Genomic DNA, 7855 nt, shown 5'->3' with positions numbered 1-7855 from the left:
GGATGATGCTCAAAGAAATGAGTGGCGAAATCGATGCGGTTATCGTGTCGACGCCGGATCACACCCATGCTCCGGCATCTATTATGGCCATGGAAATGAACAAACCCGTTTATTGTCAAAAACCGCTCACCCATTATGTGGGAGAAGCCAGGGCGATGGACAAAATGGCCAAAGCCAAAAAGCTGGTGACCCAAATGGGTATTCAGGTGCATTCTTTTTATGATTACAAACTGGCTACTTTGTTAATCCAGGACGGGATCATTGGAAAAGTTAATACCGTAAGAGCCTGGTCGCCCAAAAACTGGGGGTACAATGGCCCCATTCCTACCAGTGGCGATCCGGTACCCGATAATTTAGACTGGAATCTGTGGCTGGGAACTTCCGCCGAAAGGCCTTATAAGGAAGGATTCTACCATCCCGGAAACTGGCGAAAGCTCGTCGATTATGGTTGCGCTACCCTGGGAGATATGGGTGTGCATATTTTCGACACGCCCTACAATGCCTTACAACTGGATGTACCCCGAACCATTACTACGAATTGTAGAAAACCGGATGGATTTGGGTATCCTGAAAAAAACATGGTTACCTACGAATTTCCCGGCACAAAATACACCGCCGATACGCTCAAATGGGTCTGGTACGATGGTGCCGGAGCCGACAAACAACGCGAGGATTTGATGTTGCCGGAAGGAGCAGACTTGCACGACCAGGGAGCCATGTTCATCGGCGAAAAAGGGAGACTGTACCTACCCCATTTTCAGGTAATGCCCAGGTTAATTGTCGATGGCAGCTATCAAGACTATGATATATCCCGTTTTAATTTAAGTCCGCCAGTTCGTGAATATGGCTCAGAATCCCACAAACATTACCATGAGTTTGTGGATGCCTGTTTAGGGAAAGGTAAAACCAGTGCCCCATTTTCTTACGCTTCCCGCCTGACCGAAACCATTTTGCTGGGCGTCATTGCCGGACGCTTCCCCAATAAAACGTTGCATTGGGATGCAAAAAAGGCACAGTTTAAAGAAGAAGAAGCGAATCGGTACTTGGGCGGGGTGTATCGGAAATTTTAGACCTACATTCCTCATTTCCAACACTACCCTACTTAACTGTGATCTCATTTCAAGAGTACCTCGTCCAAAAAAATATATCTGAAGACAGATTTCGCGCGGGGGAGCCGGGGCTTTTTCAAGAATGGGAAATGCTATTCTCCGAACTTCACCCCGACAGCTTTACGGCCCAGAAAAAGTTTCTGATCAATGATATTCGGCGGCGGTTCATTTTGAGTGACCATCAATCACTAGCTGCTGAAAGCTAAACTAGGTCTTTGCTTCGTCAGTCGTCCCTCAGGTATTTTCTTAGGGCGCGGATCACCAAGTACAGGACGTACACGCCGATTACAGCAAGGAGCAGGAATATTATAAGCGTTACAATCTCATAGAATGCAAGTGAGTTCATCAGTTCAAAGTAGATTTCAAGAGGTGGGTCTCAATTTCTTGCAGAACTAATTCCAAAGTCATTTCAGCCGACTCGAAGATATTCTTCTCCTCATCAACGTGCTTGTGGTGTGGATAGGTAGAGATATGGGGATGATGAAGAGCGTTGTCCCAGCGCACCAGCAACCGATAGTCAGGTTTCATCCATTGAAAAGCGTATTTCCGCTTAAGAAGTGATAGTACGTTGATCTCGCTGTATTCCAAAATGGATTGATCGATGAAAATCACCCTGATCTTCACCTCCAAAATTTTTGGGCTTTCCCGCTCTTTCAATACTTCATTAGAGTCGATAATGTGGGAGAAAGAATCGAATAGTTCTTTCACGCGGCGATGGCTTCCAGATCAGCTCGGTAGGCATTGACTACATCTATGGCCGTTTCCCAGAGCAAGCTGTCGTCCTCCTTCTCAAAAATCGAGTATTTTCCCAAAGCATTGAACTGCTCCACAAATCCGCTAAAATCCATCCCATATTTTTGCTCGAATAAGTCGATTCGGGCTTGGTAGTAAGCCATGTTTTGCAGAATCAGGCTTCGGGCCTGTTCACGGGCAAAATCCTCGATTGTGGAGAAGCCCAGTGACTGCACCGTGCGATCCAAGGCAGCATTTTTTGATAATATTTCCATTGCCGTAATGTTCAGAATGTAGAACAAATTTAGGTAAAGTAGCCGACATCAGTGATGGACTATTCGTCTACCACTACTTTCTACCTTGAACAAATTCCCTTAAAATCGCAGTACTCACACACTTTCACATCGCTGGTCTGCACAAAAGGTGAATCAGGATTCAACAATTCCGAAATAATTTCCCGCAATAGCGCTTCCGATTCGGCGATGAAAGTCTGCGGATCATCGGTTTCCGTAATCTCCAGTTGGTTTTCAAAAATCTTCGTCGGTTCGCGGAAAGAATAGAAGCCGGATTGGACGCGGCTGTCGGCTACGCGGTAGTTTTGTTCACCCAAGGTTAGTCCTTCGGGCGTTGCCAGATTCTTATACACCAAGTACTTATAAAACCAAAGCTGCCGCGCATAGCCTGCTTTCAGGTCGGCGGAGGCAAGTAGTTTTTCCTTGCGCTGCGGGATGGTACTTCGGCTTTCGGCGCTCATCTCCACGCTGCCCGTTTTGTAATCCATCACGAACAATTTGTTCTGCTCGTCGCGTTCGACGCGGTCGATTTTCCCACCGAGTTGCACCTTGACGGGCCGTCCATGAATTTCCAGCGTCAGTTCGGTGGTCAGTTTTTGCTCGGCGGCGACGATTTTGCGGCGGTTGTCGCTCTGCATTTGGTGGGCCAGGAAGGCCAGAATTTGCTGCTCGCCAACCTGATAGTAGATCCGGTTCAGGCCCATGTCGGTGATGAACCCCTGGAATAATTCCCGGAATTTAGCCGAAAGTACCTGCTTGATCTCGTCTTCGGTCGGATCTTGTCCTTTGAGAAAATGCGTCTGATCCAGTTCTTCCAGCGAGGCGTGCAGCCAGGTGCCGATCTTGTCCATGCCCAGTTCCTCCTCGATTTCCTCCTTGTCCCGGACACCTACGATGCGGCTGAGGTAAAACCGCATCGAGCAACGGATCAGGTCATTGACGTGCGTAGGGTACAAGCCCTTTTCGCCCAGGTAGGTGCGAATGCTCGCCAGCATGGCTTCGTCTTTGGGTACTTCCTGCGCCAGCGTTTTGGTGGGCATTTCCTCAAACTCCACCATTTTGTTTTCCAGCTTGATGCGCGGATTGTACTCCGTCAACTCGTACTCGATCTGCTGAATGAAGCGGCTTTTTTCGCCGCCGCCCAGCGCGTCGTTGGTACTGACATACATCAGATGTACTTCTTTGGCACGTTGCAGCAGGCGGTAAAAGTGATACGACATCACGGCTTCCTGGTGCAGGTGCGTGGGAAGCCCAACTTCCCTCGCGATGTCGAACGGAATGAGTGAGTTCTGCCGCTTGGCCTGCGGGAGCGTGCCTTCATTGAGCGACAGGATGATGATCCGCTCGAAGTCCAAAGCCCTGGTTTCCAGCATTCCCAGAATCTGCAAATCGCTGACGGGCTCGCCGCTGAATGGGATGCGGGTATTGCGGATTAAATCGTACAAAAACGAACGCAAAGTGTACAAGCCCAGCGGCTCGGGACGGTCAGCGATGGTTTGCTCGAATTGCTTGAGGAGCGTGTAGAATAGGTACAAGTACTCCGTTTCCAGCGCGTTCTTGTAGTCTTTGTAAACCTCCCGCAGCAGGTCGATCAGGTCGTAAAACGATTGAATGATTTGGGTCGAATCGTCTTTGTTCCAACGAGTGAAGAGCGTTTTGAACAAGTCATGATCTTCACTAATCTCCAACAACTCGCTGGTACTGAGAAATACACGGTTGTTGACATTGATTTCCCGCAGCGTTTTTTGAATAATAGTCAGTTCGTCAGAATCAGAACTCTTCAGCACAATTTGCTCGTAGTGGCGAATGAACGGGTGGTTCAGTACTTTACTAATCGACTTGTGGTTGAATTTTGGAACCTTACCCGACTTCGCCTTGAACTCCGCCAGGTTCATTTGCAGCTCGAAGATACTGTCGATGAGCGTGTATAGCATCGACCCGCGCAACGAAAGGCCCATCGTGATGTTGAAATCTTTCACGCCCTCGTCCAGCGAATAGAGCATGGGAAGCAACAAGTTCTCGTCGGCCAGCACAATGGCTGTCGGGATTGGCTGTTCAGGATGGTCGTTTTGCAGCATTTCAGCGTACAACGCCCCGGCGACTTTGGTTTGCAAAGTACCGTTGGGGACGCCATAAACCGTGACTTTTTTCTCGTCAGCCAGCAAATGGTCGTGGATCCAGTTCCAGGGGCCAAACTCCAAATTCCGCTTGTAGTTCCGCAAACTACTCCCCGCTTCCACGTCCGGGTTTTCGGACATATAGTACTGGTCCGCGTCCCACAGCACTTCGGCTCTGTTGGATTTGCGGAGTTTCTTGATGATTATCTTCTCGGACTCCGTGAAGGCATTGAAGCCCACAAAATACACCCGCTCGAAGGGCGTCCGGTTCAGCAAAAGTTCATCCACGTTCTCGGCAACGTGGCGGTAGACCATGCCCCGGTAGGCTTTGCCTTTGGCCGTTAGCCGTTCCCGGAAAGAGCCGTAAACCAGCTTGATATTTTCGAAAAGACTGAAATAGTTCTTGGTTCCCGCGCTATCGCCCAAAGTCTGCCCCGGCGGCAATTCGGCCTCCCAGCGCTCGACGGCCTTGGCTTCGGTGAGGTAGTCGAAGAGGTAATCGGTCTTGATGAGATACTGATCGATGCGGTCCAGGTCTCCCAGCAAAACCGACGCCCAGCCCATGAAGCGATCGAACTGGATGTTGGGGTCGATTTCCTTGAAAGTCTCGTACAACTCGAACAGCAGACTCACCGAATCGGCCACTTCCAGGGTACTGACACTTTCCACAAAATCCTCGATGGCCTGCACCTCCGGGCTGATGATGGGCCGCTCGGTGGCATTTGCCAGTTCCTGCTTCACAAAGAAAGCCGCCCGTCGCGTCGGGACCACAATAGCGATTTTCTCCAAATTGCTATCGTGAGCTTTTAAAATATGTTCAGCTACTTCTCGGAGGAAGGTTTTCATTGCTTTGAGTTGTGGGTAGTGTGAAGGGGTGCTTTAGCGACAAAGCCACAGAGCGACAGAGCGACAGAGCGACAGAGTTTAAGAACAGTAAGGGACACCTCAACAATTTAACAAGCCCAAATAAATCCGCAAAAGACTCACTTTGTCACTTTGTCGCTTTGTGGCTTTGCTACTTTGCCACTTTTTCAATCAAATAGCGGCCAAAACACACCAAAGCTGAAAGTCCGCTGCAGGCCTAAGTACCTCGGCGTAGTGTAGTACCCACCGACGCCCAGCCCCTCGTTGATATGCGACATTTTTAACAAAAGCCGCACCCGGTTGATGCGTAGCGTCGCAAAAGCATCAGCTACCGCGTAGCGGTTCACCAGAAAGTTATTTTGCAAATGAAATTGCTGCGTCACAGGCATGTAAGCATCGGCCAGATAAGACGAGCGATAAGACGCCGACACGCCAACCTGCACGTAAAGTACCTTGGCGTAGATAAAGTCATAGGTCAATTCCGCCGAGGCGAACATTGCCGGAATGCGGATGATGTCCGTGTTGGAATTGATGGTATAGTATCCTTCGCCCCGAAGGTTGAACTTGTTTTTTTGCCAATCAAATTTAGCTCCTATTCGCAGTAAACTGAATGAACCGGAAAACTGCCGGGCCACGGCGGCGGTATCGTAATAGACGTAGTTGCTGATCAGGTGGTACTGCAGCTGCGGCTCAAAATTCAGGTTTTTAGTTTTGATCGGTAACGAGCCATAAATCGTATTGGCTCCCGTCAGGTTGAAGCCATTGTCCCAGCGGAGGTGGTTGCTTTCGTAGCGCTGCATGAGCATATCGGGCGTCCAGAAGGCCGTTTGGTAACCCGCCTCGAACCAGCGCGTCGAGAGTTCGCCGCGCAACAGGAAGTCACGGCCCAGCAGGTGCTGTCCCTCGGCGGTGAGGTGCTGGGTGGAATCTTTCAGGTAGTAACTCAGCCACAGCCCGATGATATTCTCAAACCGGACGTTTTTATAACTGGCCGAGGTCGAATCAGAATTATTGTACGTTCCGCGCACCCGGTACACCCTTGGGCGGTAGTAGGCGCGGTAGTTGAAGCCCGAAAAAGTACCCTTGATTCCGAGTTTGGTGTCGATCAGTCGATAATCAACGGCCTGATGCGTAGCGGTAGAATCATACAGAATCTGCTTGTAAAGGCCATTATCCAAGCCCGTCTGGATGTCGGGATCGTCGTAGCGGTCTTTTATCCCGGTGAACTCTCCCTGTTGAAAAAGCTGGAAGCCATTGGCCAGGCGGTATTGCTGATAGACGTGAAAAACGTGCCGTCGTTCCCAGGAACGGGCGTTGTCGCTGAGCCGCGCCGGCCCATCATAGACGAATAGTTTATCGTTGCTGTCCGCAGACGTTGTGTCGCGTACGTTGATTAGTCCCCCCTGCTCCCTGGTATTGTGATTTAGGTGGCGATAATGCGCCAGTAGTGTATATTTTTTGTCTTCAGAAAAATAGCTGGCTTGTGTCAGGAAATTCCAATTCTGGGCCAGAATCGCTTCGGAATTTTGGGTACTAAACGTGCCGTACTGCTTGTTTGAAGTAAAGCGCTGCACTCGAAAACCGATGTTAAGCCGGGGCGTAATATTCTGGTTGAAGCCAAAGCGCAGAATGTTACGCCCCCGTCCCCCCGATACGAAGGTCATTTCCGTAAGCGGCGATTGCGTATCGTAGTACCTGACTTCACCCTCCTGCACGGCATACGGATCGTAGGCGCGGAAACCCAGCTGAGCACCCACGCTCTGATGCGGCCGATAAAAGGTGTTCCGCGTCGCCGTGCCGTAGTTTCCTAAATCCACCAGGTGGTTCCAACTTTGATCGACAAAGGTCCAACGGTGAATACCCGAGAGAGCGGTATCGAGACGGTAGCGCGCCGAGTCGCGGTTGTTGATGATGTCTTCCTCGAAAAAGTGCAGGGCCGTATTGGGACCGTAGAGATTTTTGGTAGTGTCGTCAAGCACCGGGCCGCCCTGCCCTCCCCCACCGCCGCCCTGCGTCGGGATGCCCTGGGGCAGATTAATGCCGCCGGGACGAATTTGGGCCTCGGCGTTTTGATTGAAGACCAATCCGATAGATAAGAGAATTACCGTAAAAGTTGCGTTGTACTCAGGTCCGTGTCCAATAGACCACGGTGTCCAACTTTTTGCAGAAAAAATATCTATCAATTTTTTCAAAATCATACACTTACGGTGCGGGCTTTTAATGGCTCAACGATATGAGCTTGCAGCCATGCCTGGAAAGCTTCCGTTTCGGATCCGAAATCGACTTCGATACTCAGGTAACAAAATCGGGCGGCGGCCCCGAGTTCCAAAGCCAAAGGTCGCAATTTGACCTTATCTTTTTCGGTGGTCAAAATCATTTGGTCATTTTTTAGACTTTTTAACATTTCCGCTACTTCTTCTACCGAGTAGTTGTGATGGTCGGAAAATGAAATTAATTGGGCTAAATCGAAATGATCGGCCACGTACTTTTCCAAAGGCTGGGGCTGGGCAATTCCGGTTACGAGTACAACGGACTGGGCTGAGATTTCGGAACCGTCGAAATCCGTGACTGCTCCATAACGAACGCTGGCAAAGAAGCAGGGCGTTCCCGGAGCGCTGTATCGAGCTATTTTTTGCCTGATTTTTCCTTTTTCTTCCAAACTCAGATCAGGCGGGCATTTAGTAGTAATGATGGCATCGGCCCGTTTAGCTCCGCGACGCCCTTCGCGCAGTCGCCCGCC

Annotated in this window: 6 protein-coding genes; 1 reads left to right on the top strand and 5 read right to left on the bottom strand. The window is 50.1% G+C overall.

All coding sequences use genetic code 11. The features are described from left to right. Positions 1–1070: Gfo/Idh/MocA family protein (locus tag ACEW8P_RS25875; RefSeq protein WP_373515956.1), on the top strand; the 1070-nt coding region annotated here is incomplete at its 5' end. 384 nt (positions 1071–1454) lie between these two features. Here the strand turns inward: ACEW8P_RS25875 and ACEW8P_RS25870 are convergent. The 5 genes from ACEW8P_RS25870 to ACEW8P_RS25850 form a co-directional block, all read right to left on the bottom strand. Then, a complete protein-coding gene (locus tag ACEW8P_RS25870) occupies positions 1455–1817 on the bottom strand; it encodes a DUF6516 family protein (RefSeq protein ID WP_373515955.1) in 363 nt (120 codons plus the stop codon). Continuing rightward, the gene (locus ACEW8P_RS25865; protein ID WP_373515954.1) at positions 1814–2116 is read right to left on the bottom strand and encodes a hypothetical protein; all 303 of its coding nucleotides are present in this window, start codon (positions 2114–2116) and stop codon (positions 1814–1816) included. The genes ACEW8P_RS25870 and ACEW8P_RS25865 overlap by 4 nt, the downstream gene beginning before the upstream one ends. Positions 2117–2196: 80 nt before the next feature. Beyond that, positions 2197–5097, bottom strand: coding sequence for a PD-(D/E)XK nuclease family protein (locus ACEW8P_RS25860; protein WP_373515953.1), 2901 nt, complete (start codon positions 5095–5097; stop codon positions 2197–2199). A gap of 185 nt (positions 5098–5282) precedes the next feature. Next, positions 5283–7199: a putative porin gene (locus ACEW8P_RS25855; RefSeq protein ID WP_373515952.1), complete on the bottom strand. Its 1917-nt coding sequence runs from the start codon at positions 7197–7199 to the stop codon at positions 5283–5285. A 110-nt stretch (positions 7200–7309) separates the two neighbouring features. Then, on the bottom strand, positions 7310–7855 hold a 546-nt coding region (locus ACEW8P_RS25850; protein ID WP_373515951.1), incomplete at its 5' end, for a tetraacyldisaccharide 4'-kinase.

The organism is Persicitalea sp. (assembly GCF_041751555.1).
Taxonomy (GTDB): Bacteria; Bacteroidota; Bacteroidia; order Cytophagales; family Spirosomataceae; genus Persicitalea.
The sequence above is the reverse complement of the archived record's forward strand: the minus strand, read 5'-3'. Positions and strand labels throughout refer to the sequence as shown.

Bases quoted from the DNA above. Each gene is read 5' to 3' on its own strand.
- ACEW8P_RS25865 (WP_373515954.1), bottom strand. From the start codon at position 2,116: ATGGAAATATTATCAAAAAATGCTGCCTTGGATCGCACGGTGCAGTCA.
- ACEW8P_RS25860 (WP_373515953.1), bottom strand. From the start codon at position 5,097: ATGAAAACCTTCCTCCGAGAAGTAGCTGAACATATTTTAAAAGCTCAC.